The sequence below is a fragment of the Commensalibacter oyaizuii genome (genome assembly GCF_029953265.1).
Taxonomy (GTDB): domain Bacteria; phylum Pseudomonadota; class Alphaproteobacteria; order Acetobacterales; family Acetobacteraceae; genus Commensalibacter; species Commensalibacter oyaizuii.
In genome coordinates, this window is the sequence record NZ_JASBAO010000001.1 from 1641324 (window position 1) to 1666010 (window position 24687).

Annotated in this window: 21 protein-coding genes and 1 tRNA gene; 12 read left to right on the forward strand and 10 right to left on the reverse strand. The window is 36.4% G+C overall.

The features are described from left to right. The 3 genes from QJV27_RS07365 to QJV27_RS07375 form a co-directional block, all read right to left on the reverse strand. Positions 1–837 (reverse strand): OmpW/AlkL family protein, encoded by an 837-nt coding sequence (locus QJV27_RS07365; RefSeq protein ID WP_281448283.1) that lies wholly within the window; start codon positions 835–837, stop codon positions 1–3. 296 nt (positions 838–1133) lie between these two features. Next, the gene (locus QJV27_RS07370; RefSeq protein ID WP_408869638.1) at positions 1134–2852 is read right to left on the reverse strand and encodes a stimulus-sensing domain-containing protein; all 1719 of its coding nucleotides are present in this window, start codon (positions 2850–2852) and stop codon (positions 1134–1136) included. A gap of 107 nt (positions 2853–2959) precedes the next feature. After that, the gene (locus tag QJV27_RS07375) at positions 2960–3673 is read right to left on the reverse strand and encodes a response regulator transcription factor (protein ID WP_281448285.1); all 714 of its coding nucleotides are present in this window, start codon (positions 3671–3673) and stop codon (positions 2960–2962) included. A 280-nt stretch (positions 3674–3953) separates the two neighbouring features. Here QJV27_RS07375 and QJV27_RS07380 point away from each other — a divergent pair, with 280 nt between their 5' ends. From QJV27_RS07380 to QJV27_RS07410, 7 genes are all read left to right on the forward strand, one after another. Next, positions 3954–4568 carry a nucleotide exchange factor GrpE gene (locus QJV27_RS07380; RefSeq protein WP_281448286.1) on the forward strand — a complete coding sequence of 205 codons (615 nt, stop codon included), beginning with the start codon at positions 3954–3956 and terminating at the stop codon, positions 4566–4568. A gap of 234 nt (positions 4569–4802) precedes the next feature. Continuing rightward, complete coding sequence (dnaK, locus tag QJV27_RS07385; RefSeq protein WP_281448287.1) at positions 4803–6710, forward strand: molecular chaperone DnaK; 1908 nt, start codon at positions 4803–4805, stop codon at positions 6708–6710. A gap of 137 nt (positions 6711–6847) precedes the next feature. Beyond that, positions 6848–7972 carry a molecular chaperone DnaJ gene (gene dnaJ, locus QJV27_RS07390; protein ID WP_281448288.1) on the forward strand — a complete coding sequence of 375 codons (1125 nt, stop codon included), beginning with the start codon at positions 6848–6850 and terminating at the stop codon, positions 7970–7972. A gap of 30 nt (positions 7973–8002) precedes the next feature. Then, entirely contained in the window at positions 8003–8794 is a 792-nt protein-coding gene (gene dapB / locus QJV27_RS07395) for a 4-hydroxy-tetrahydrodipicolinate reductase (protein ID WP_281448289.1), read from the forward strand. Positions 8795–8896: 102 nt separating this feature from the next. Continuing rightward, complete coding sequence (metK, locus tag QJV27_RS07400; RefSeq protein WP_281448290.1) at positions 8897–10084, forward strand: methionine adenosyltransferase; 1188 nt, start codon at positions 8897–8899, stop codon at positions 10082–10084. 15 nt (positions 10085–10099) lie between these two features. Further along, positions 10100–10846 (forward strand): tRNA (guanine(46)-N(7))-methyltransferase TrmB, encoded by a 747-nt coding sequence (gene trmB, locus QJV27_RS07405; protein WP_281448291.1) that lies wholly within the window; start codon positions 10100–10102, stop codon positions 10844–10846. Positions 10847–11203: 357 nt separating this feature from the next. Then, positions 11204–11578, forward strand: a complete 375-nt coding sequence (locus tag QJV27_RS07410) for a hypothetical protein (protein WP_281448292.1) — start codon at positions 11204–11206, stop codon at positions 11576–11578. A gap of 308 nt (positions 11579–11886) precedes the next feature. Here the strand turns inward: QJV27_RS07410 and QJV27_RS07415 are convergent, their stop codons facing one another. After that, entirely contained in the window at positions 11887–12534 is a 648-nt protein-coding gene (locus QJV27_RS07415) for a DedA family protein (RefSeq protein WP_281448293.1), read from the reverse strand. Positions 12535–12659: 125 nt separating this feature from the next. Beyond that, positions 12660–13766 (reverse strand): hypothetical protein, encoded by a 1107-nt coding sequence (locus QJV27_RS07420; protein WP_281448294.1) that lies wholly within the window; start codon positions 13764–13766, stop codon positions 12660–12662. 98 nt (positions 13767–13864) lie between these two features. On the opposite strand from QJV27_RS07420, the gene QJV27_RS07425 reads away from it, so the two are divergent. Beyond that, on the forward strand, positions 13865–15787 hold the full coding sequence (locus tag QJV27_RS07425; RefSeq protein WP_281448295.1) for an alpha/beta hydrolase family protein: 1923 nt from the start codon (positions 13865–13867) through the stop codon (positions 15785–15787). Between the two features lie 274 nt (positions 15788–16061). Next, a complete protein-coding gene (locus QJV27_RS07430) occupies positions 16062–16850 on the forward strand; it encodes a hypothetical protein (RefSeq protein WP_281448296.1) in 789 nt (262 codons plus the stop codon). Positions 16851–16894: 44 nt separating this feature from the next. On the opposite strand, the gene QJV27_RS07435 is transcribed toward QJV27_RS07430, so the two are convergent. Genes QJV27_RS07435 through hemE form a run of 4 tightly spaced genes read right to left on the reverse strand, consistent with a single transcriptional unit; the run spans position 16895 to position 20130 of the window. Beyond that, positions 16895–17854 (reverse strand): threo-3-hydroxy-L-aspartate ammonia-lyase, encoded by a 960-nt coding sequence (locus QJV27_RS07435; RefSeq protein WP_281448297.1) that lies wholly within the window; start codon positions 17852–17854, stop codon positions 16895–16897. A 10-nt stretch (positions 17855–17864) separates the two neighbouring features. Further along, positions 17865–18314, reverse strand: a complete 450-nt coding sequence (gene hemJ, locus QJV27_RS07440; RefSeq protein ID WP_281448298.1) for a protoporphyrinogen oxidase HemJ — start codon at positions 18312–18314, stop codon at positions 17865–17867. A 2-nt stretch (positions 18315–18316) separates the two neighbouring features. Then, entirely contained in the window at positions 18317–19051 is a 735-nt protein-coding gene (locus tag QJV27_RS07445; RefSeq protein WP_281448299.1) for an HAD family hydrolase, read from the reverse strand. A gap of 14 nt (positions 19052–19065) precedes the next feature. Further along, the gene (gene hemE / locus QJV27_RS07450) at positions 19066–20130 is read right to left on the reverse strand and encodes a uroporphyrinogen decarboxylase (protein WP_281448300.1); all 1065 of its coding nucleotides are present in this window, start codon (positions 20128–20130) and stop codon (positions 19066–19068) included. A gap of 501 nt (positions 20131–20631) precedes the next feature. Here hemE and QJV27_RS07455 point away from each other — a divergent pair. The 3 genes from QJV27_RS07455 (at position 20632) to QJV27_RS07465 (ending at position 21207) form a co-directional block, all read left to right on the forward strand. Continuing rightward, the gene (locus tag QJV27_RS07455) at positions 20632–20784 is read left to right on the forward strand and encodes a carboxymuconolactone decarboxylase family protein (protein WP_281448301.1); all 153 of its coding nucleotides are present in this window, start codon (positions 20632–20634) and stop codon (positions 20782–20784) included. Between the two features lie 56 nt (positions 20785–20840). Further along, a complete protein-coding gene (locus QJV27_RS07460) occupies positions 20841–21041 on the forward strand; it encodes a carboxymuconolactone decarboxylase family protein (RefSeq protein WP_281448302.1) in 201 nt (66 codons plus the stop codon). Between the two features lie 90 nt (positions 21042–21131). After that, a tRNA-Ala gene (locus tag QJV27_RS07465) sits at positions 21132–21207 on the forward strand. A gap of 255 nt (positions 21208–21462) precedes the next feature. Here QJV27_RS07465 and QJV27_RS07470 read toward each other — a convergent pair. After that, positions 21463–24552: a hypothetical protein gene (locus tag QJV27_RS07470; protein WP_281448303.1), complete on the reverse strand. Its 3090-nt coding sequence runs from the start codon at positions 24550–24552 to the stop codon at positions 21463–21465. Between the last annotated feature and the right edge of the window lie 135 nt (positions 24553–24687).

The following is a 24687-nucleotide window of genomic DNA, read 5'->3' on the forward strand; positions in this document are numbered from 1 at the left end:
TTAGAAGCGATATCCGATACCAGCACTTACCGCAGTTGGGTTTAAAGAGGTGCGAGCATCAATTCTATTAGGACTATCATTAATATGAACGCGCTGATTTAACAACATTTGTTTTGCGTCAACGTTAAAGAACCAGTTTCCAACCAATTGATAATCAAAACCAATATTGAAAGAAGGACCGACAGTTGTTTCCATACCAACTTTTTGAGCAATACCACCACCGGGCGAAATATTGTGCCAAAAAGCAACCGTTAAACCAACACCAATATAAGGATTGAATGCTTTATGTGGACGAAAATGCCATTGAGCTGTGAGGGTGGGGGGAAGGACCCAAGCCTTACCAACGTGAACATTTCCTGCTGCTGTATCCTTAGCCCAAATGCTGTGACGTGTACTGGCTGCGATCAATTCGAATGCCAAATTATCCGTTACGAAATAATTAAAGCTTAATTCGGGCATCACCGCATTAGAGGCAGTAATGTGACCACCAACAGAGGTACGGCTGCTTGTATTATTAGGAATGACACCCAGTGCACTTAAACGAACGATAAAGTCACCTTTTCCTAGTCCAATTTTTGTAACCCCTGGGCATGTTTGAAACACGCCACAATGAGGCTTAGGTGCCTTAGGTTGTTTATACATTGGGACGTCCCGATACTGAACTTTCCCACTCCAACCAGATGCCCAAATTTCTTCTCTTACCATTGGAACTGATACATTGTTGGAAGCTGGGCTAACAGCTGGACCCAAGTTAGGTGCTGAATAATTTTGAGCATAACCTGCAGCTGGAGCAAGTAAAGATGCAGCTACTGCAATACGACTTAATGATTTTTTCATAAGAAAACCTTACCGAACTAAGCAAAGGACTATATAAGATGTAATAAAATCCAGTTAGGTCACTAAATCAATGAAAAAATCCCCCTTTTAATTTCAACCAACTCTACTGTTACTTTAAAACAACATATTTAATCTGATACTAGCAAAGGCAAATGTTAACTTTTTGTTGATAAACTCTTAAATCTTACATAAAAGGTTATTTTTAAAGTATTTTTAATACATGTATTTAAATCTTATATAACTTTTGCGAATCGTTAAACATGTATCATTTTTACATCATATATACTGTAACTTTTCTACATTACTCGTGGTAAAGTAATCACGAAACGTGCTCCCAAGACCTTTCCTTTAGCATCGTGCAAATTATGTGCTGTAATACTACCTTTTAGTGCAACAATAATCTGTCGACAAATTGACAGTCCTAAACCAGAATGTTGTCCAAAGTTCTCACCTTCAGGTCGTTCAGTATAAAAACGTTCAAAAATTCCATCTAACTTACTTTCAGGAATACCAGGCCCTTGATCGCTTACCATTAGTTCTACCTTATCTTTTTTTCCAACCATCGATAAAGTAATTTCCCCATCACAAGGGGAAAAGGAACAGGCATTTCCAATTAAATTTCGTAAAACCTGTACTAAACGATCCTCAACAGCCAAAACTTTCAAGTCATTATTTGCATCACCATCATCAGTATTAACAACAATACGAGGATCGCCAGGTTTATAAGTTGCCGCATGCATTTCCGCAAGCAAGTTAAATATGGGAAGAACAGCAACAGGTTCTGGAGTTGCACGAGACATCTCAGCTTCAATTCGGCTTGAACTGGCAATATCTGTAATTAATCGATCCAACCGATGCACGTCATCCTTTACAATGTAATATAGTCGTTTTTGATGCTCTGTATCCTTTACCCTTGGTAATAATTCAATTGCAGAACGAATAGAGGATAATGGATTCTTCAACTCATGACTAACATCAGCAGCAAAACGCTCAACCCCATCCATCCGCGCCCATAGGGCTTTGGCACTGTCTTGCAAAGCCCTTGCCAAATCACCAATTTCGTCATGCCTAGCCAACAAATTTTCAGGAACCATTCCTGTGCGACCAGTCGTATCTTGCATTTTATGAGTGGCAATGGCCAAACTTAACAAAGGTCTCGCTATTGTTAAGGATAAGTACCAAGATAGAAGCACGGTAATAACCAAAGCCAGCAAAAATAGAATCAAAATCGATGAACGCACAGCGAACAGCGATCGATCTATATTTAAGGCTTCACGTGTTATTTGAATGATCCCAACGGTTTGCTCTTGATGAATAATGGGTTCTGAGATTGTAATTAATAATCGATGGTCAATCGTTCTACGAATATAAGGCGGCATTTCCTGAGCACTTGGATCATTGAACATCAATGTATGCTGTTTAATACCATTTGGAATGACCTCTGGATCAACATTTACCGTAAGATTCGTGATCTTACGTTCCCCTGTATAGGGCATCCAGTCTAATAAGTGTGTATAAACTTGTTCTAAAACAGTATCGTATCGCGTATTAACCGCATTTTCTTTGTTAGCTTCTGGTATCATAACCCTACCAGATTTTTTATGGTCCTTAACTTGTGTTTTGTTTTTATGATTTTTAACTTTTTTTTGGTAGACTTCTTTAGCCTCTATTCGACTATCTACAATTAACTGTCCATCAGGCGCGTATACACGTGCGTGTATGTTAGGGCTGGGTTCAGTTAAACTTAACAACAAAGGACGCGCTAATTCTATGGAAAGGTAATGCTGATGGGTTGGCCTCTTAACAGTATTTATTTGTAAATCAGCACCAGAAGCGTCACTCTGCTTTACAGTTTGAATTGCACTTTGCCCCAGTGCGCCTGCATAAATTTTTGCTTGCTCACGCAAAGCCGTCACTTCTGTTTCAAGAAGGCTATTTTGAAACTGATTTAAATACAAAAGTGTAGCAACCAACACAACCAAAGGCAAGGCATTCACGAGTAAGATACGTCGCATTAATGGTGATGAAAACCGAGCCTTATAATTCAACTTGATATTAGATGAATGATTGTTATGATTAAAACGAGAGAAAAAAACTGGCATTATTCAGTAATTACTAACCTTTAATCTTCTTTATAACGATAACCAATGCCGTATAACGTTTCGATTTTATTGAATTCAGGATCAACCTGACGAAATTTTTTACGAATTCGTTTAATGTGGCTGTCGATCGTACGATCATCAACATAAATATTTTCACCATATGCGGCATCAATTAATTGATCACGAGATTTCACCAAACCTGGACGGGTTGCAAGTGCCTTGGTCAGTAGGAATTCAGTTACGGTTAACTGAATATCTTCGTTATTCCAACGACACTGGTGACGTAAATCATCTAAAGTCAGTGCTCCCCGCACCACTACTCCTGTATTATTCTTAGCCCCTTCGGCTTCACCTTTATTGACCTCATTACGTCTTAATAAGGCACGAATACGTTCAAGTAATAACCGTTGTGAAAAAGGTTTTGTAATGTAATCGTCTGCTCCCAAACGTAATCCCATCAACTGGTCAATTTCTTCGTCTTTAGAAGATAAAATAATGACAGGCATCTGGGATCTGTTTCGAATACGCTGTAACAGTTCAATCCCATCCATACGAGGCATTTTAATATCCAATACAGCCAAATCAACAGGACGCGACAATAACCCCTGTAGAGCACTTTCCCCATCTGTATAGGTTTGCACAGAAAAACCATCTGCTTCAAGCATCATAAAAACAGAAGTTAAAATGTTGCGATCATCATCAACCAAAGCAATAACGTATTTACCCGCTTCCATCCAGTTACTCCATCAATTTAGCTATAAAATACTTCATTATTCTTTATATAATCTATTCGCTTTTGAAAACATAATAGTAAATACCGACCTGGTTGATTAAAAAAAGTTTACATATCCAGATGTTTTTTTTATGGCTTTTTTATTTTTGCAAGAGCCTCTATTTAATTCTCGCTTGAATTTCTTGTATCTTTTATAAATTTTATTAAAATAGATAGGTGAGTAACTTTATAGGCTACCCTTATCACTTTAGTTTTAAACAGTAAAAGCAAACTGAAACAATATGACAAAAGAAGAAAATATTAAACCAGACCCAGAAGTCAATTCATCTTCTGAAGAACAAACGACCCCTGGTCATGACAGCATTTTCAATGATGCCCCTGACAGCAGTGCTCAAAATACTGAAGAAACTGCGTCAGAGGTGGATTCTGTTGAACATTTAAAAGCAGAATTACAAGCTGCCAAAGATCAATGGCTGCGCTCTGAAGCAGAAAATCAAAATTTACGCAACCGTCATAAAAAAGAATTAGAAGATACACGCCTTTATGCTGTACAAAAATTTGCACGTGACGTTGTAGAAGCTGCCGAAAATTTACGTCGCGGGATTGACAGTCTACCAAAACCTTCAGAAAATGAAGATCCTATGCTAACCAAAATGCGTGAGGGATTTGAGAGTACAGAACGTTCTTTCCTTCAAATTCTTGAGAAAAATGGAATTAAAAGCGAAGATCCAACAGGCGCGCCCTTTGATGCTAATAAACATCAAGCTATGGCAGAACAACCCTCCTCAGAACATCCGCCGGGAACAGTTTTACAAAGCTGGACGCCCACATGGACATTAAATAATCGTTTATTAAAACCTGCCATGGTTATTGTCACCAAAACTGAAGAAAAATAAAGTGTAAATAAGTTTCAAAAAATTTGATTAAGTTGCTGACTTAATGATTTTTTCGTGTATAATATTTCATGGATAAAAATTCTTGAAACCTAAGTAAAAGATATACATATCTAATTTACACCATGACAGTAACCTGGCCAAAATTGGCGGACTACTTTTATGGTTAAAATTTCAAAAGGACTTTTACAAGACGCTTCGGGTCTTTAAAAAGTTGCTAAAAGGAGATTATAATTTATGAGTAAAGTTATCGGTATTGATCTTGGTACAACCAACTCTTGTATTTCTATCAGAGAAGGCAATGAAACCAAAGTTATCGAAAATAGCGAAGGCGCACGTACAACCCCATCAATGGTTGCTTTTACCGAAAGTGACGAAATGTTGGTTGGACAATCTGCAAAACGACAAGCAGTAACGAACCCTTCCAATACCTTATATGCTGTAAAACGTCTTATTGGTCGTCGCTATGACGACAAAATGGTTGCTCGCGATAAAGGCTTGGTCCCTTACGAAATCGTTAAAGGTGACAATGGCGATGCATGGGTAGAAGCACGTAATAAAAAATATGCACCTTCACAGATTTCTGCATTTATCTTAGGGAAAATGAAAGAAACTGCAGAATCATATCTTGGCGAAAAAGTAACTCAAGCTGTTATTACCGTTCCTGCTTACTTTAACGATGCGCAACGTCAAGCAACCAAAGATGCTGGTAAAATCGCAGGCCTTGAAGTGCTTCGTATCATTAACGAACCTACAGCCGCCGCACTTGCCTATGGATTGGAAAAGAAAAACAGTGGCACCATCGCTGTATACGATCTTGGTGGTGGAACTTTCGATATTTCCATTCTTGAAATTTCCGACGGTGTGATTGAGGTTAAATCAACAAACGGGGATACATTCCTTGGTGGGGAAGATTTTGACTCTCGCATCATCGAATTTTTAGCCGATGAGTTCAAAAAAGAACAAGGTATTGATCTACGGAACGATAAACTTGCCTTACAACGCTTAAAAGAAGCTGCTGAAAAAGCAAAGATTGAACTTTCATCCTCTAAAGAAACCGAAGTTAACCTACCTTTCATCACGGCTGATGCTTCTGGTCCAAAACATTTGGTTCTTAAACTAAGCCGCGCCAAGCTTGAAAGTTTGGTTGCTGACTTGATCACAAGAACCCTTGACCCTTGTAAAGCTGCGTTAAAAGACGCGGCACTGTCAGCAAGCGGTATCGACGAAGTCATCTTGGTAGGCGGTATGACCCGTATGCCAAAAGTTATCGAAACCGTTAAAGAATTCTTTGGTAAAGAACCTGCTCGTAACGTAAACCCAGATGAAGTTGTCGCCATTGGTGCAGCTATTCAGGGTGCCGTTCTGAAAGGTGATGTTAAAGACGTTTTATTGCTGGATGTTACCCCACTATCTTTGGGTATTGAAACACTGGGTGGCGTATTTACCCGTCTAATTGATAGAAATACGACCATTCCAACCAAAAAAAGCCAAACATTCTCTACTGCAGAAGATAATCAAAACGCTGTAACCATCAAAGTTTACCAAGGTGAACGTGAAATGGCTGCAGACAATAAATTGCTTGGAAACTTTGATTTGACAGGTATTGCACCTGCTCCTCGTGGTGTACCTCAAATTGAAGTAACGTTTGATATTGATGCTAATGGTATTGTTTCTGTATCTGCAAAAGATAAGGCAACAGGGAAAGAACAACAAATCAAAATCCAAGCTTCAGGTGGATTATCTGATGCCGATATTGAACAGATGGTAAAAGATGCTGAAGCAAATGCTGATGCAGATAAAGCCAAGAAAGAAATGGTTGAAACCCGTAATCAAGCTGACATGCTAATTGCTCAGGTTGAAAAAAATCTTCAAGAACATGGTGACAAACTTGATGCAGGCACCAAATCTGAAATCGAAGCCGCCGTTGAAGATGTAAAATCTAAGAAAGATGGTGGTGATCTAGCCACGCTGAAAGAATCTACAGAAAAACTTTCACAGTTACTAATGAAAATTGGTGAAACAATTTATAAGGCAACAGGTGGGGATGCCGCAGGCGCACAAGCGGGTTCGGATAAACCAACCGAAGATGTTGTTGATGCTGATTTCGAAGATGTCAGCAATAATGACAAAAAATCTACCTGATCATTTCGCAGGTATCTAAATCAACCAGATATATTCAATCAGTGATTGAATATATCTGAGATTCAATGAGGCCCGCGCTTCTTTATCGAAGGCGGGCTGATTTATTATTTTACCATAGAAACTGTTTGAGAATATTAATGTCTAAGCGTGATTATTACGAAATATTAGAAGTTAGCCGCAGTGCTACCAGTGTTGAAATAAAAAAGGCTTATCGCCAAAAGGCGATGCAATATCATCCCGATCGTAACCAAGGTAATGACGAAGCAGAAGCTAAATTTAAAGAAGTTAACGAAGCCTATGACGTTTTAAAAGACGAACAAAAAAGAGCCGCCTATGACCAATATGGTCATGATGCTTTTCAAAATGGGGGACCTGGTGCCGGCGGATTTGGCGCAGGCGGGTTTGGCGACATATTTGACATGTTTGGTGACATGATGGGTATGCGCAGAGGTGAAGGACGCAGACGCTCTGGAAATGATATTCAAGTCCAAACTGAAATCCTCTTAACCGAAGCTTTCTCTGGTGTTACAAAAACTGTTAAATTTCAGACTAAAAAAGCATGCACAAGTTGCAATGGTTCTGGTTCCGCTGACAAGGATCAAGGAAATAAAACTTGCCCTACCTGTCATGGTTCTGGAAAAATTCGATCTCAACAAGGATTCTTCTTGGTTGAAAGACCTTGTCACACTTGTCATGGCTCTGGGCAAGTTATCAGTAATCCCTGTCAAAAATGTCATGGTAGCGGCTTAGAAAACCAAGAAAAAGAATTAGAAGTTCAAATCCCTGCTGGAATTGAAGATGGAACCCGAATCCGCATTTCTGGTGAAGGGGAAGCCGGCAGCAATGGTACTCCTCCTGGTGATTTGTTTGTACACGTCAGCGTAATCCCCCATGATATATTTCAACGAGATGGGGCAAATATTTTCTGTCGAATCCCTGTCAAAATGACACAAGCTTCCTTGGGCGCTGAAATTGAAGTGCCTATTATTGATGGTGGACGAACAAAAGTTAAAATTCCTACTGGTACTCAATCTGGAAAACAATTCCGTTTACGTGGCAAAGGATTTTCTGTTCTTCGCTCTTCCTCTCGTGGGGATATGTATATAGAAGTTAAAGTTGAAACCCCTCAAAACTTGACCAAACGTCAAAAAGAACTTCTTGAAGAATTTGCATCGGAGGAACAAGATGTACATGACACAGGAAGTCCAGAAACATCTGGTTTCTTTGCAAAAGTTAAGGATTTTTTCGAAGGAAAATCTTGATCACACTCATATTTACGAGAAAGCATAAGAATGACCTCATCTTCTTTACGAATAGGAATTGCTGGTATTACGGGTCGCGTTGGCCGGTTATTGGTTGAAGAAATCATTGCCCAGAATTTAAGTTTATCGGGGGGCACATCCCTTTCAAAAGATATTCAGAATTTACCCAATGGCACAATAATTTTTGAAACCATTGATGAATTAGCCAAAGTTAGCGATGTAATCATTGATTTTACCAACGCATCAACAACCGCAATTCATGCAAGAGCACTTAAAGACAGTAACGTTGCATGGATCATTGGAACCACGGGCATTTCAGATATAGATCAAAAATTGGTTCAAGAGACAGCAATGACGATCCCTGTTGTTCAGGCTGCCAATTTTTCCCCTGGTGTCACTTTGATAACACGCTTGGCTGGTGAGCTGGCAAAAGCTTTACCCGCCAATCAATATGATGCTGAAATTCTGGAAACCCATCATCGTCAAAAGGTTGATGCTCCTTCTGGTACTGCAATTGCTATCGGTGAGGCCATTGCCAAAGCACGTCATGTTGATTTAAAATCTGTCAAAGAGGCAGGAAGGGATGGTGTTACTGGGGCTCGTAAAGAAAATGCCATTGGTTTTGCCTCGTTGCGAGGTGGGCAAATTGTTGGCGAACATAGTGCTATTTTCCTATCCGATGTTGAAGAAATTGTTTTAACACATAAAGCCTTTGACCGTCGTATCTTTGCAAAGGGTGCTGTTCGTTCAGCGTTATGGAGTGTAAACAAACCCCCAAAATTATACGGCATGACCCATGTTTTGGGTCTGGACCCACTATAAATTAAAAATATTTTTTATTTTTACTCTTGACGTGACGGCCTCAAAGGGGTCTGTTTACAAATTCATTTTTACACTTTAACTAGATGGGATAGCAGAAAAATTATGCGAAACAATAGCGATTTTCTGTTCGCTTCTGAATCAGTATCTGAAGGACATCCAGACAAAGTTGCTGACCGAATCAGTGATGCCGTTTTGGATACATATCTTGCCGCAGATCCAGAAGCTCGCGTAGCTTGTGAAACTCTTGTCACCACAAACCAAATTATTTTGGCTGGTGAAGTTCGTGGCCCAGAAAGCATTACCAAAGAATTGCTTATTGAAAAGGCTCGTGAAACCGTTAAAGAAATCGGTTACGATCAAGAGGGCTTTTCATGGAAAAATGCCAGTGCTTTAAATCTGCTTCATGCTCAGTCTGCCCACATTGCCATGGGCGTTGACAGTGGCGACAATAAAGATGAAGGCGCTGGTGACCAAGGGATCATGTTTGGATATGCAACAACTGAAACTGACAGTTTGATGCCAGCTCCGATTTACTATGCTCATAAGATTTTGCAAAATTTGAATGATTTACGTAAATCGAACGATCCAAAGGGTAAAGGATTTCTTCCTGATGCAAAAAGTCAGGTTACTTTGCAATATGCTAAAGGAAAACCAGTTGGGGCAACATCGATTGTTTTATCCACCCAGCATGAAGAAACCATGAAGCAAAGTGATATTCGCGATATTTTACGCGAGCTTATCACTAAAACGCTTCCTGAAGGATGGATGTGTCCTGAAAATGAGTTTTATGTCAACCCAACAGGCCTGTTTATCATTGGGGGACCTGATGGTGACTGTGGTTTGACAGGACGGAAAATCATTGTTGATACCTATGGAGGGGCTGCACCACATGGGGGTGGGGCATTCTCTGGTAAAGATCCGACCAAAGTCGATCGTTCAGCAGCTTATGCTTGTCGTTATCTGGCAAAGAATATCGTTGCTGCAGGCCTTGCTGATCATTGTACATTGCAAATTTCGTATGCTATCGGTATCTCCCATCCGTTGTCTGTTTATGTTGATTTACACAACAGCGGTAAAGATATTAATGAAGAAAAATTGGAAAGCGTTCTTCGTGAAGTAATGGATTTATCCCCAAGAGGTATCCGTAAACATTTACGTCTAAATCGTCCAATTTACAAAGAAACCGCAGCCTATGGTCATTTTGGTCGTACCCCAGACCTGAAAAAAGACAATTTCACCTGGGAACAAACCGACCTAGTTGACACGTTACGTAGTGCGTTTAATCGTTAATTTGTGAAAACTACTATGAATACATCAAAGAAAAGCTCCTCTGAAAAGGAGCTTCTCTTTTCATTACAAGATGAAAAGCCAGCAACTGAACGTTTATATGGTCGTCGTCGTGGTCACCCATTACGTGACCGTCAGCAACGTTTATATAATGACTATCTTCCCAAAATTAAATTTTCACAATCCGCTTTTAAAAATCCAAGCAGTGCTTTTGATCAAATTCCCAAAGAAATATGGATGGAAATTGGATTTGGCGGTGGGGAACATAGTCTTGCCAGACATCGTGCCAATCCTGATATAGGATATATTGCCTGTGAAGTTTTCGAAAATGGGGTTTGTTCCCTATTATCGAATTTGCTTGGGGAAACAGAGCAAGAAAAAACCGCACCGGTCCCAGCTATGTTAAGATTATGGAATGAAGATGCACGCATCTTAATCCGAGAATTTCCCGATCAAAGTATAGATAAATTATTTTTATTATTTCCAGATCCATGGCCTAAAGCACGCCATTCCAAACGACGTTTTGTGCATCCTGATCGCATTCCTTTGCTACATCGGATTTTACGTTCTGGTGCGCATTGGCATGTTGCCAGTGATGATCCAACCTATCAAGAGTGGGTATTAGAGGTTATGGAAAATCAGTCTTATTTTGAAAAAATCCTTGAAACAACTGAACGTCCTTTGGATTGGCCATCTACGCGATATGAACAAAAAGCATATCAAGCAGGCAGGCAGCCCATTTTTTGGATATTTAAAAGAATTTAACTTATTAACGCTCTAATTTCCAAATATATTTCTACTTTACTGAAGCTAGGGTCAGGATGATGATAATCATTCTCTGACCCAATATCGCATTTGCTTATGATTTGTTTATATTAAGCTATTAATCGTATATACAGGACATTGTAACATATATATTCTATTTTGGCTTAGTATTTAGAATTAGCATATATTTTTTTACAACATAGTTAATTCTAAGCGCATTAAGAAGATTTTTCGTATTATCCTCAAAGATTTTTACCCTTAGAAGAGCTGTTGTACAACTACAATCACCTATTCCACCAGAAGTTGAATATTATATTTGAAAATAAATTGGTCTTGCAAAGTAGAGAAATAATATAAATGTTATTAGCTGATTTTAGATTTAACTCTTTAAATATTTATTTCAATCAAGATGATGCCGAGAAAACAATAAAATTACTGCAAAAGATAATTATCAAAGAACAAATTAATATTCCTATTCGCACTAAAACACAAACAGATCATATTCAATATAATGACACAGATTTAAACAATGATTATGTTTATCGGAGCCGATCTAAGATCATTCTCTACTTATCTTTAGAAACAATTGGGTATGCAACTTATAAATTAGAGCAATATTTAATCAAAAATAGTTTCTTCCCCGCAGAGTTGTGTGAATGCAGTCCTGTTAATCAAAACCTTCAAATAAAACACGGACATGCTATTAATATTTATTTGATAGACCGACTTTAATTCATCAATGGTCTGAAATGAATTTATTTACCACTTTTTCTTTTTTTTAAAAATATATTTAATTATCAATAAATTATAATACGTCATACGGTCAAACGTCACAAATAAAATACAAATCTAGAATAATTCAATATTAAAAAACTACTTAATTATTATGTTAGATCTTGGAACAGATTCAAAGTCAAATAATGCTATTATTGCACTTTTCCATGATTATTAACTTTGTAATCTTTTATATTCGTTTTTTATTATGTTGTAAGTCATTAAAAAAGCTCGTTATCATTTATATAACAAGCTTAGAAAATAAACTAACCCAACTCTTTATCTAATTCAGCAGCTTCTCGCTCGGCTTCTTGTTGAGCATGTTCGATTAATCTTTTTTCATTTTTATGGATGAACCACATAAAAGAGAGCAAAATAACACCACCAATAATCCCTAATATGATTCCAATGGTTCCTTCGAGTTGTAAAATTTGCTTGCCTAGGAAATAGGTGACATAACTATAGCCCCCAGCCCATGCAATACCGCCCAAAGCATTGTAAAACATAAAGCCTTTCCAAGGCATTTTGTTCGCACCAGCCAATAGAGCAGTAAATAAGCGCAACAACACAATAAACCGCCCTATAAAAACAACTTTACCGCCGTGATGTTTAAATAAATACTGACCGAGTAACAATCGTTCTGAAGTCAGTTTTATCTTGGGGCCATATTTTTTAAGGACATGATATCCAATTTTATGCCCTATTAAATATCCAAAATTATCCCCCATAATGGCGCCAATAATTGCAAATAATGCAATCAAGTGAATACTCAACCCACTATTAGGCGAGGCAGCATAGATAGAGGCAGCAATCAACATTGTCTCAGCAGGCAGCAACAGCCCCATACTTTCCAACATAATTACTAAACCAATAAGTAAATACCCGTAATAACTATAATCACGGATAAAATCCATAAATTGTTCTACCAGTGTTTTATACCCATCAATATATCATAAAGTCATTTTAAATAATTTTATTTACCTTATTATCGAGCTTTATGAAACCAAAAATTAAAAATACAGAAGTACAAAAGGATGCTCTAAAAATCTCTAGCCTCGTCAAACCATTTCCTAATTTGCTCCTCTGAGATATCAAAAGGACACGCTTTTACTAACTGTTGAATGGCATCCCACACATCTTCTCTTTCTGTTGTTTCAATATCTGGTAATATATTAATACTCTTGATGAATTTAAAAACAACATCTTTAACTTCATTCTCTGTTTTAACGCTGGATACTACTTTAACGGCTAATTTATATGCTTTAGATGCTTTTTTTTCACTTTTATCTGACCAACTGGCAAAAAAACTATTTGCTTCTCCCATAAACCATAATTTACTTTTCAATTTACTGACTGAGAAAAAATTATTCTCTGTTTTCGGTAGTTTGTTTTCTTTAAGAAGTTGCTTCAGCTCAGCTTGAATTAGCTTTCCTTGTTTGTCTTCGACAACATAAGCAATAAACCTGCTTAATTTCGGCCAAGAGGTTAAGGACGGCATTCCTGAAAGATCAGGCATATAACGTAATCCAAGGGATTCAATATGCGTCAACTGTTTTAACACATGAAGATTACTGACATTTCCATTTAAATTTAAGCATCTTAAATTTTTAAAAGGCAACAAATAGTCACAATTAAAAATAATATTTGCTTCACTACTTATATCTATCGATCTTATTTTTTCAGGATTTACAATATGAATGGTCTCAATATTGCCAGACAGAGATAAAGAACAAATCTGATCAGCATTATGCAACTCTATTTTATTGCCTGCTGAATATATCGATAAATTAGCAATCTGAGCTTTGGCAAAATTGATTGAAACATCATTATATGGGCGCCAATTAAATTCTTCTATCTTTCTTTTCTTTGACCATTCTATAAAACCAGTGTCATTTCCATTGTAATGAAAAAACCTTGGAAAATTACCATAAGGATATTCTTCAGACTGATCTTCTGCTGCCGGAGTGAATAAACCATTAAAAGCATCCCAATTTATAGGAGCATCTTCTTTTAATAAAATATCATATTTCCCTTTCGATATGTTTTTATTACCAATAGAGCAACTTCCTTGACCAGCTTCAGGTTTAAATTGATATATCTGACCTGATGTCAACTCTAAATTATATTCTCTAAAGTCCTCCGGCATTTGCTGATCCTTTATATAAATCTTAAAATTAGTTTTATGATATAGTATTATTTCAATAGTGGCAGATCGTGAATAAATATTGGTAAAGGATATATTCGATGACTAATGTAAAATTACCACGACTATGCGGCAGCTGGATATCGCCCTTTACCCCCCAAATCGTCAGTGGAAAAAACACTTTTTTTTCCGAATTACAAACAGATCATGACGATATTTATTGGTTAGAACGCCGTCCAGAAGAGCAAGGCAGAACCGTTCTCGTCAAATGGAATTCAACAACCAACATAACAGACATAACCCCACAAACCGTTTCAGTTGGTACACGTGTCCATGAGTATGGTGGTGGGGCATATCATGTGCATAACCAACAAATTATCTTTAGTGACCAAAAAACAAACGCTGTTTGGTTTATAAATAGAGAGCAACAACCACTTTTAATCTTTCAAGACAAAAACTATCGTTTCGCTGATTTTCGTATCATGGATCAATATGTCATCTGTGTAGCTGAACATCGTAAACAAGATACTGTTGAAAACTATATTGTTGCCTTGTCTTTATCCAAGCTACAGCGACTCACTATTTTAGCAAAAGGTGCTGATTTTTACAGTTTCCCACGTTTATCCCCAGACCAACATCATCTTGCTTGGATTGAATGGGATCACCCTAACATGCCTTGGGAAGCAACACGTTTATGTATCGCGGAAATTGATCAAACGCTCTGCCTACACAATATCAAAATCATTGCAGGAACCAATAATCAAGAATCATTCATCCAACCTGAATGGACATCAAATCATACTTTGATCGTCAGTAATGATCGTAGTGGTTATTGGAATCTTTATCAGGTCAACATCGATGATCCAAACCTATATGCCATAGCCCCAATAGATGCTGAAATTGGCTTACCAGCATGGGTGTTTGGACAACAAAGCTGGTATCCACTTCATCATAATCAATTCATTGCTCAGGCAATCACCAAAGGTAATACCGAAACAATATTTATTCACGATGGGCAAATATCAAACATTAATCTCGATCATCCAGAATCTTGCCCTGTACCATTGAAAACAAATAATAGTTTTGCATGGATTAATCACTCCCCCTACTGCCCTGCTCAAATCATGATGCAAGATGCTGATGGGAAACACTATGTTTTACGCTCCTCTAGCACTATTCAACTCAGTCCAAAGGATATTTCCTATGGGCAAGCCATAACTTTTCCAACGCAAGATCATCAACAAGCACATGCTTTCTTTTATCCACCAACGAATAAAAACTATTGCCCAACCCAAGGAGAATTGCCTCCCTTACTGGTTTTGGCTCATGGTGGACCAACAGGGCAAACAACCAACGGTTTCAGTCTAAAAATTCAATTTTGGACAAACCGAGGATTTGCTGTAGTTGATGTAAATTATCGCGGTTCGACGGGATTTGGTAAATATTATCGTAAATTATTACAAAAACAATGGGGAGTTCTGGATGTTCAAGACTGTATTTATGTTTGCAAAGCTTTGATTGACCAGGGCAAAGTAGATCCAAAACGGATCGTAATACGTGGCAGCAGTGCAGGGGGGTTTACTGTTCTTACGGCTTTAATTCAATCCTCGCTATTTGCTGCAGGATCATGTTCGTACGGGGTCGGAGACCTTACAGCCCTAGCCAAAGAAACGCATAAATTTGAATCTCATTATTTAAATGGATTAATTGGTGAATATCCAAAAGAACACCAACGATACCATGATTTGTCGCCATTAACTCATATTCACAAAATTCATTCCCCTTTGATTTTATTCCAAGGTTTAAAAGATGAGGTTGTCCCCCCCTCTCAAGCCGAGGCAATCGTCAATACTTTACAAAAAAACCATATTCCTCATGCTTATTATACGTTTCCAGAAGAAGGACATGGTTTTAGACAGCCTGAAACCCTAGTCAAAGTTTTAGAACTAGAATTATCTTTTTTTGGTAAAATTTTAGGATTTATTCCCCATGATCTAACAAATAAAGTCGATATTCACTGTTAATATTATCAAACTAATTCATGATAGTTATTGATATTAAAAAAAATAATAATAATTATCATGATAATGAATCATAACGAAATTATATAAATTATTTATTATTAAGCATAATGATCATCATACTATATAAAATGACTAATTCTATTTTTAAATAAAACCATCAAGAATACTTATTTCAATGATCAACAATTAAAAATTAAATTCAATTTCTAAAATTATCTTGGCTTTTTATTTTTTTCCCCTGTAAACATTTAAAATAGAATGTAAGGAGAATGTAATGAAAAAATACTCTATATGTTTAGCGACCATCATGGCTATTGCTTATAGTATGACATCTTATGCCTATGCTAAAGATTCATTCTTTATTAAACAAGATAAATATGATTCTTGGGTTTTATCGGAATTTTATAATAATGTTTCTTTAGCTTCAGTCAAAGGATCCTCTCCTTTAACCATTGAAATAAAACCGTATCAATATAGTTCAACCATTAATATTAGCTATGAAAAGCTTCCCACTAAATTTAATCCGACATTAGAGCTGGATGTTGGGGATTTTAATTGCGAGTTAACAAGGGTCGGTCAGACAAACACGTATACGACGACTTTGGAACCTATGGATAGTTTACTCTTTTTCAATGCATTAAAAGATCAAAAAGATCTTATAATTTACGCTGGCGATGATACGACCATCAAAATATCATTAAATGGCATGGACAAAGCAATAGAGGCTATGGAAGAATTTGCAAAAAATCATTACATTACCTTGCCCCGACCTTTTTCTGCGAAAATAGATGTTTATTCTACGATGCAAATCCCAAATATTGTACCTTCTAATATATATCCTATTTTTCGCCAACAAGCTTACTTTAGAGATATATGTGATCAGGAAAAAGAACCTGCAAAACGAAATCAAGAACAAAAAGATGCTTGTGTAAAAACGCAAACATTAACCGAATTATTAAAGACACAAGGATTGTGTCAAACACGGCAAGTTATCTTACCCCAAAGCTATTTACAAACAGCCACAGTATCCTATCAATGGAAACAATGCCCATCTGAAAAGTAAATAAAAACCCTAGCCCTTCTAACGCTAGGGCTTATACATTTAAATTATCCAACCCAAGAAGCAAATTGCTTTAGATCAATATTGCCACCACTTATAATAATGCCAACCTTTTTATGCTCAACTGAAACAACCTTTTTCATTACAGCCGCAGCGGCTAAGCAACCCGTGGGTTCGACAATCATTTTCATACGCTCTGCAAAAAATCGCATCATTAAGACTAGGTCATCGTCAGATACTGTTACAATATCTTCAACCAAAGACTGAATAATTGGAAAATTATGCATTCCCAAATGCGTTGTCGCGGCACCATCTGCAATTGTTTTGGGAGCAGAAATAGAAACAACTTCACCTTTGCGCAAGGATTGTTGTCCGTCATTGCCAAGTTGTGGTTCGACCCCTATGACTTTGACAGCCGGTAGCAAAGACTTGGCAGCAATCAAAGATCCCGCTAATAAACCGCCACCACCTAGAGGCACAATTAAATAATCGACTACTCCGACCTCCTCAATCAGTTCTTTGGCGCACGTCCCTTGACCTGCAATAACATCTGGATAATCAAAAGGCGGAATAATGGTTAACCCTTGTTCCTTAGCAAGTTGTTGTGCGATAACTTCGCGATCTTGAGAATATCGATCATAAAAGTGAATTTCTGCGCCATATCCTTTGGTTGCAGCTATCTTTATTTTTGGTGCATCTTCGGGCATTACAATAAGTGCCCGTATATTATGTAATTGACTGGCGTATGCTATTGCTTGGGCGTGATTACCCGATGAATAGGTCAGAACCCCCGCTCTACGTTGGGTTTCGGACAAATTTGCAATTGCATTATATGCCCCCCTGAATTTAAATGCCCCAACGTGCTGATAATTTTCACATTTGAAATATAATTGTGCATCGACTAATTTATTCGCAGTTCTAGAGGTAAATACGGGGGTCAATATTGCCTTATTATTTAATCGCTGCGAGGCCAATATGATATCTTGATAGGTAACACAAAAAGACACAAAATATTCCTTAAAATGGCTGCACAACAACCATAATTACAATAATAATCATTAAAACAGCAGGTATTTCATTAACATAACGATAAAATTTTTCTGAATGTTTATTTTGATCATTTAAGAACTGTTTTCGCCACCGCGAACACGCACCATGAAACGCAAATAATAATAATACACTGATAATTTTAATCGCCCACCAGATTGAATGAAAATCTACCATTCCTGGGGTTAATGTTAGTAAAACACCAAAGATAAACGTAGTAATCATTGCTGGATTAATAATCATTCGAAGCAATTTTTGTTCCATTACCTTAAATCGTTCGCTTTCTTGTGAACCGACTTGAGTTTGACAATGGTATACAAAAAGTCTGGGCAAATAAAATTGCCCAGCCATCCAGCAAATCACAGCAATAATGTGAAATGCTTTTAACCATAAAGCATAAGGAACCAATGCTTGTATCATTTTTAGTTTTTTACACCTTTTTGAGTTTGTAAAACATCTTTGATAAAATTGGTTGCTTCATCCAACGTTTGTACTCGGATTAGCCCTTTATAATTAGGTGCTGGTTTGTCCAAATCCCGTAACAATATGCAAACCATTCCCGCATCATACGCTGCTTTTAATCCAGTATCAGAATCTTCGATGACGATACAATCTTCTGGATTAACCCCTTCTTGCTCAGCTGCATAAAGATATAAATCTGGAAAAGGTTTTGGACGTTCCATATCACACCCTGAATGAGTACGATCTTTCTCAAACCAATGGGTTAATTTTGCTGTAGCAAATTTAATATCCATTTCTTCTAGTGAAGAATTTGATCCAATACGATAAGGAATGCCAAAATCCTTTAATGTTTGTAAAATTGTTTCAACCCCTGCCATTTTATGTATATCGTGATACATGGCTTGAACAATTTTATCATGGGTATGTTTACGCCAATGCAAAGGCAAAGGCGTGGTCACATGACGTTCAATTTCTTTTTCAATGTCAACAAGTTGAACGCCACTAAACAATTGATGGGCTTCAGGCCCTGTAATGTTCCAACCATATTTACGGGCTTCTTCTCCTAAAACTTCGCCAACAACATGTTCACTTTCAACCAAAACGCCATCACAATCAAAAATAACCAATTTTAGTTGACCTTCTGGATGTACAGCTTTGGGCGCTTGCTGTATTGCTTGAATAAATTCTTTCTTCATAAAGTTAACTTTCATTATGCTAATGTTCTTACCGTATTCACTAATTCATAAACGTGTTCAACGGGAGTGGAAGGTAAAACCCCATGCCCTAAATTAAGAATATGGGGTCTATTTTTTAATTCAACACATAAATTATAAATCTCCTGTTTCAACATCTTGGAACTATGTAATAAACATAAAGGATCTATATTCCCTTGAAATCCAATTGTTGGATTAATTGTTTTATTTAACAACGAAATATCAGCTGTTTGATCAATACCAACTGTTTTAAGCCCTGTTCCATCAATATAAGATTGTAATTTTGTTCCCGCTAAACGAGGAAAACCAATAATTGGAATATGAGGATATTTTTGTTGTATAATTCGAACAATTCGACAGGTTGGTTGAATAACGTATTCATTGAACAAAGATACAGGTAATAGTCCTGCCCAACTATCAAATAATTTTACCGCTTCAGCACCAGCTTCAATTTGTCGACATAAATAATCTGCAGTTGTTTTAACTAATAAGTTAATAATTTTTTTAAAGAGAGATGGATTTTCATACATCATTTTAAAAACAGTTGCGAAATCTTTAGAACTTCCTCCTTCAACCATGTAACAAGCAACCGTAAAAGGAGATCCAGTAAAGCCAATTAAGGTAACTGTTTTAGCTGCAGCAGTGCCAATGGAGTCAAAACTATTCACAATCTTATTTAATCGTCTTATAGCTTCTAAAACAGGTTCGGTTTTTTCTTCTGCTTGATATGGATTTAATTTTAATAAATCTTGTTCGGATTGAATAGGTGGAAGTACAGGGCCTCTACCTTCGATAAATTGTAAGTCTTGTCCCAAAGCCCAAGGAAGAATTAAAATATCTGAAAATAAAATAGCACCATCAAATGCAAAACGTCGTATAGGTTGAAGGGTAATTTCTACTGCTAAATCAGGGGTCATACATCGAGTTAAAAAGTCAGCTTGCTGTCGTAACAGTCTGAATTCAGGCAGAAATCTTCCTGCTTGTCGCATTAACCACACTGGTGGAGGCCAAATAGATTGCCCATTTAAAACAGTTAAGAGTTTTTTGTTCGTCGACAGCATAAAAGAAACTTTCTTTTTATTTCCAATTATTCACATAAACAAAGTTTAACAAAAGTTTTTCTTTTTTTCATGTTCTTTAAAATAAAAAGAAAATTTAAATTTTTGTTGTTATGTTTATGAACCCTGTTAGTACTGTGGTACCCATCTTTCCAAAAATGTACCCCATTTTTCTCACAGAGTGTACAATTTTTAATAAATTGATTTTATTATCAAAATTTGAGTTATCCAGATATTATCAAACCACCCCTGTGTACAACTCACTGATTTTTAAAAAGAGAGTACAATCCCCAGTACTCGGTACCCCCTTTGTTTTTCATTCGTACAATCCCCATGTACCACATTGTACCACAGGCAAAAATCAAACATATTTTTATCAATTGTTTTTCTAGAATCCGAAAGAATCGATTTTATAATTTGGTAGAAACAAATAGAGAATGATTTAAAATGAATTAAGATTAAAAATAATTTCAAGTTAAATATTTGATAAACGATAAGAAGACAATGATGACAATTAAACGGATTGATTATTATAAAGCCGCTCCAGATACGATGAAGGCAATGATGGATCTGGATAAATCAACCAAGACATCTATTCTTTCTGCATCTTTACAAGAGTTGATTAGAATAAGAGCTTCTCAAGTAAGGATGCGTTGAAAGCAAGAGAAGAAGTTTTAAGATTAATGGCTGTGAGTGTTTAGAAAGAAAGCCCTTTGTTTGATAAACGAGAGAAAGCAGCTTTGTTATGGACTGAAACATTAACGTTATTATCTGAAAAAGAGGCATCTGACACCATTTACCAGCAAGTCTCAGAACAATTTACTGATCAAGAATTGGCAGAACTTACAGTTATGATTGCTGTTATTAATGCATGGAACCGTTTTGGGGTTGGTTTTGCGGTGCGACCAAAGTAAGAAATATAAAAGCTTTGTTTTTATTCAACGGTAAGATTTTTTTAATTATAAGTTGATTTTTTATTTTGTACTGGGTATATGGGTCTTTAAGGGGCCATAGCTCAGTTGGGAGAGCGTCTGAATGGCATTCAGAAGGTCAGGGGTTCGATTCCCCTTGGCTCCACCAATATAAATGTAAGATTATGTAGGCTTAAAGATAGCATTACAAATTCATTTCTTTGTTTTCTTTTTACATGCAGCCAGATAAATTTAGAAGTTTTGTAAAGACATTTTTAAGCAAAATGTACAATATATTATCCTTAATTTTTTGAATATAAATCATTTTTGGCAATGTGACTAAATTTTTATAATTTACATTTCATGCTAAAAAAAACCATCCTAAAAGGATGGTCTTTTATAAAAATTATATTAGAATAAATAGTTAAAAATCAGATAAAGCAACTCGTTTCCATTTATCTTTTGCAACACAAACATAATGATAATTTGTATCGTCTTTAAATTCGCCTGCGATACAAGAGGCTGTTGATGAGGATGGTGTAGATAAATTGCCAATAATTTTGGGTGCTGAAATGGCTGTCTTTACAGTAATATTATCTGTTACCATACCATCAGCTTTAATAGTTCCATTAAATCTATAGTTGTTGCCATACAAATTGTTGGTAAAATAAAATGTATTGGCATCTAATATATTACCTAAACCATCTTTATTACCTGCATCACGATTATAAAACATATCGATCATATTATTATTTGTATCGGGACTATTGGTGACAAAGCGTAAACGTTTCCCATGTTCATTTAATTGGATAATATTTGCATTTAAACTATTTGCATTTAAACTATTGGCTTTAACAGTTCCATTAAATCGATAGTTGTTGCCATACATATTATTGGTAAAATAGAATGTATTGGCATCTAATATATTACCTAGACCGTCTTTACTACCTGCGTCACGATTATAAAACATGTCGATCATATTATTATTTATATCTGGACTATTGGTAATAAAACGCAAGCGATTACCGTTTTTGTCTAATTGTAAATCATGTGTTACAACTTTATTATTATTAATATCGGCAGTAACTTGTTTATTTGCATTTAAACCTGCTACTCCATTTGCCGCGTTAATTTGGGATCTAGCAAGCGCATTATTAATTACATCATTTACGGATTTTCCATCAACAATCATCTGGTTATTGACTGTAACGTTACCATTTTTATCAACAATTAAACCAAGCTTTGTATTCTCACCATGGTTTAATCCCAAAGCAATACCACCAGCATAACCAAGTGGGTCAAAAATAACTTGTCCTAATACTGAACATTTACCATCATCATTACAAGTTGGAGATTGGTTTCCACCAAGGTTTTGTAGTGGATCTAAAGAATTTTGTTTAGTTAGTCCTAGATGTAAGGAATTGTTTTTTGCATTATTAATATTTCCATCATTAGACATATAGGTCATTAATTGATAAGAGCCTTGATTTGTTTTTGCTTGACCCAATCCTGATATACTCATTGTATCATTGGTGTTTCGTAGATAAGGGGCAGCACCTAAAAAAGCCCATTTGTATAAAAAGAATCCTGCATCTGTTACAATATTTTTTCCACCATATGGCCAAATTCCATCAATTTTCATTCCTAATGGCATGTGATTAAAACCAGCCATTCGAAGCATATAACTACCAGTTGCTAGAGGATGCCCTCCTCCACTAAAAACCATTGTTAATCCACGTACTGATACTTGGCCGTCATGATCTTGATAGATGGGGAAATCCCATTCATTATCAAATTCACGTGTTATTGAGTCTGGTGCTTTATTATAGGATTGTTGTGTATAAAGATTAAAATTCTTTTGTATCATTCCTAAAAACAATGTTGGTTTTTGGTAATGATGGGTATTCGTATTATAAGTATATCGAATATTGTTCAAAAACTCACTTTTAACGACCTGTGGAATATTTTCTTTGTCATAACAGTTGGGGCGGTTTGGTATGTGCAATTTACTTTGTAAATCTATCGCATTGTTCAGCTGATTTTTACTTGGACAAGCATAAGCTAATTGGTTATCCAACTGATCATTCATATTTAACCCTGGGGATTTTATGTTTGGATCTTGTTTAAGAGCTGTCCTAATAGTTTTCCATTTATACATATCTCCACTAAGACCAGGATAACTGTATGTCCTCATATAAATTTTTGTAAGTTTATTTTGACGAATAGCTAAATTTTTTTCATCACTCGTTTTAGTAGTATCTTTGTTTATTGCGTTGATATTTGATTGACTTAGAATTGTATCTATAAATCCATCCGCGTATCCATAATAATAATTAGGCACATCGACATTTGAATTATCTTCATTCGTGCCCCCCTCGGCGTTAAGCATGCCATTAGCCATATTACTCCATACTGCCATACGTGCGTGCGTCAAATTTTTTTCTTTTTCAGATAAAGCTGGATAAATAGCAGCGTATTGCAAACCATTGCTATCTTCTTTATACTCAACAGCATATGCAGTACCATCAGAAGCATAATAGATAATATTTAATTTACTATTTATGGTCAGTGGATCTTTTGTTTTATAACCAGAAGCAAGATTAACCAATGTTGTGTCTGTTTTTGGATCGTATTTTCCAGCTGTGATTTTTACAACGTTAACGATTTCACCTGTAGTATTAATAAAACTTGTACCGCTCATTTCACAACGTGACAAAGATCCGCCGTTACCAATACCACACGCAAATGCTCCTTTTACCGAAAAGCTTGTTTCACCCGCAGCAACTGATTTTGTTGGAGTATAATCGTTACCTTTTACTGCATAAGAACCGTCGGAATTTTGAATAAGCGTATTTCCCCCGATACTATCCATAGGGGAATTATCAGCAGTGCGCATATCCATATTGATACCATCAGTATATCCAGCACCACCACGATGAAATGATTGTGGGCCAGCCATATCTGTAAATTGATAACAAGATCCTCCCTGATCTCCTTGTCCTGTATTTTGACAAGTGGCTTTAATTCCCACAACGGCATTGCGTGTTCTGCCGCCAATCATCAAGGTATTGGGTTTTATGTTTCCCCAATCGTATCCTGAATTACTTAAAAAAATTAAATTCGAATTTTTGTCGTCATTATTGTAGGGATCAATGGGCTCATACCCTCCTGGAATTGGACTTGTTATTGTATGGCCAGCAATATTCAGACCATTAGCTTTGACAGTTCCATTAAATCGATAGTTGTTGCCATACATATTATTGGTAAAATAGAATGTATTGGCATCTAATATATTACCTAGACCGTCTTTACTACCTGCGTCACGATTATAAAACATGTCGATCATATTATTATTTGTATCTGGACTATTGGTAATAAAACGCAAGCGATTGCCGTTTTTGTCTAATTGCAAATCGTGTGTTGTGACTTTATTATTGTTAATATCGGCAGTAACTTGTTTATTTGCATTTAAACCTGCTACTCCATTTGCCGCGTTAATTTGGGATCTAGGCACATAATCCTGTGCGAATGTAAAATTTATAAAAAGTACATTAGAAAGTAACAACGTCGAAGTTGTTGTTTTCAATATTTTTTTTAATTTCATAATAAAACTCAATATTGTATAAATAAATAAAATTATAATATTTAA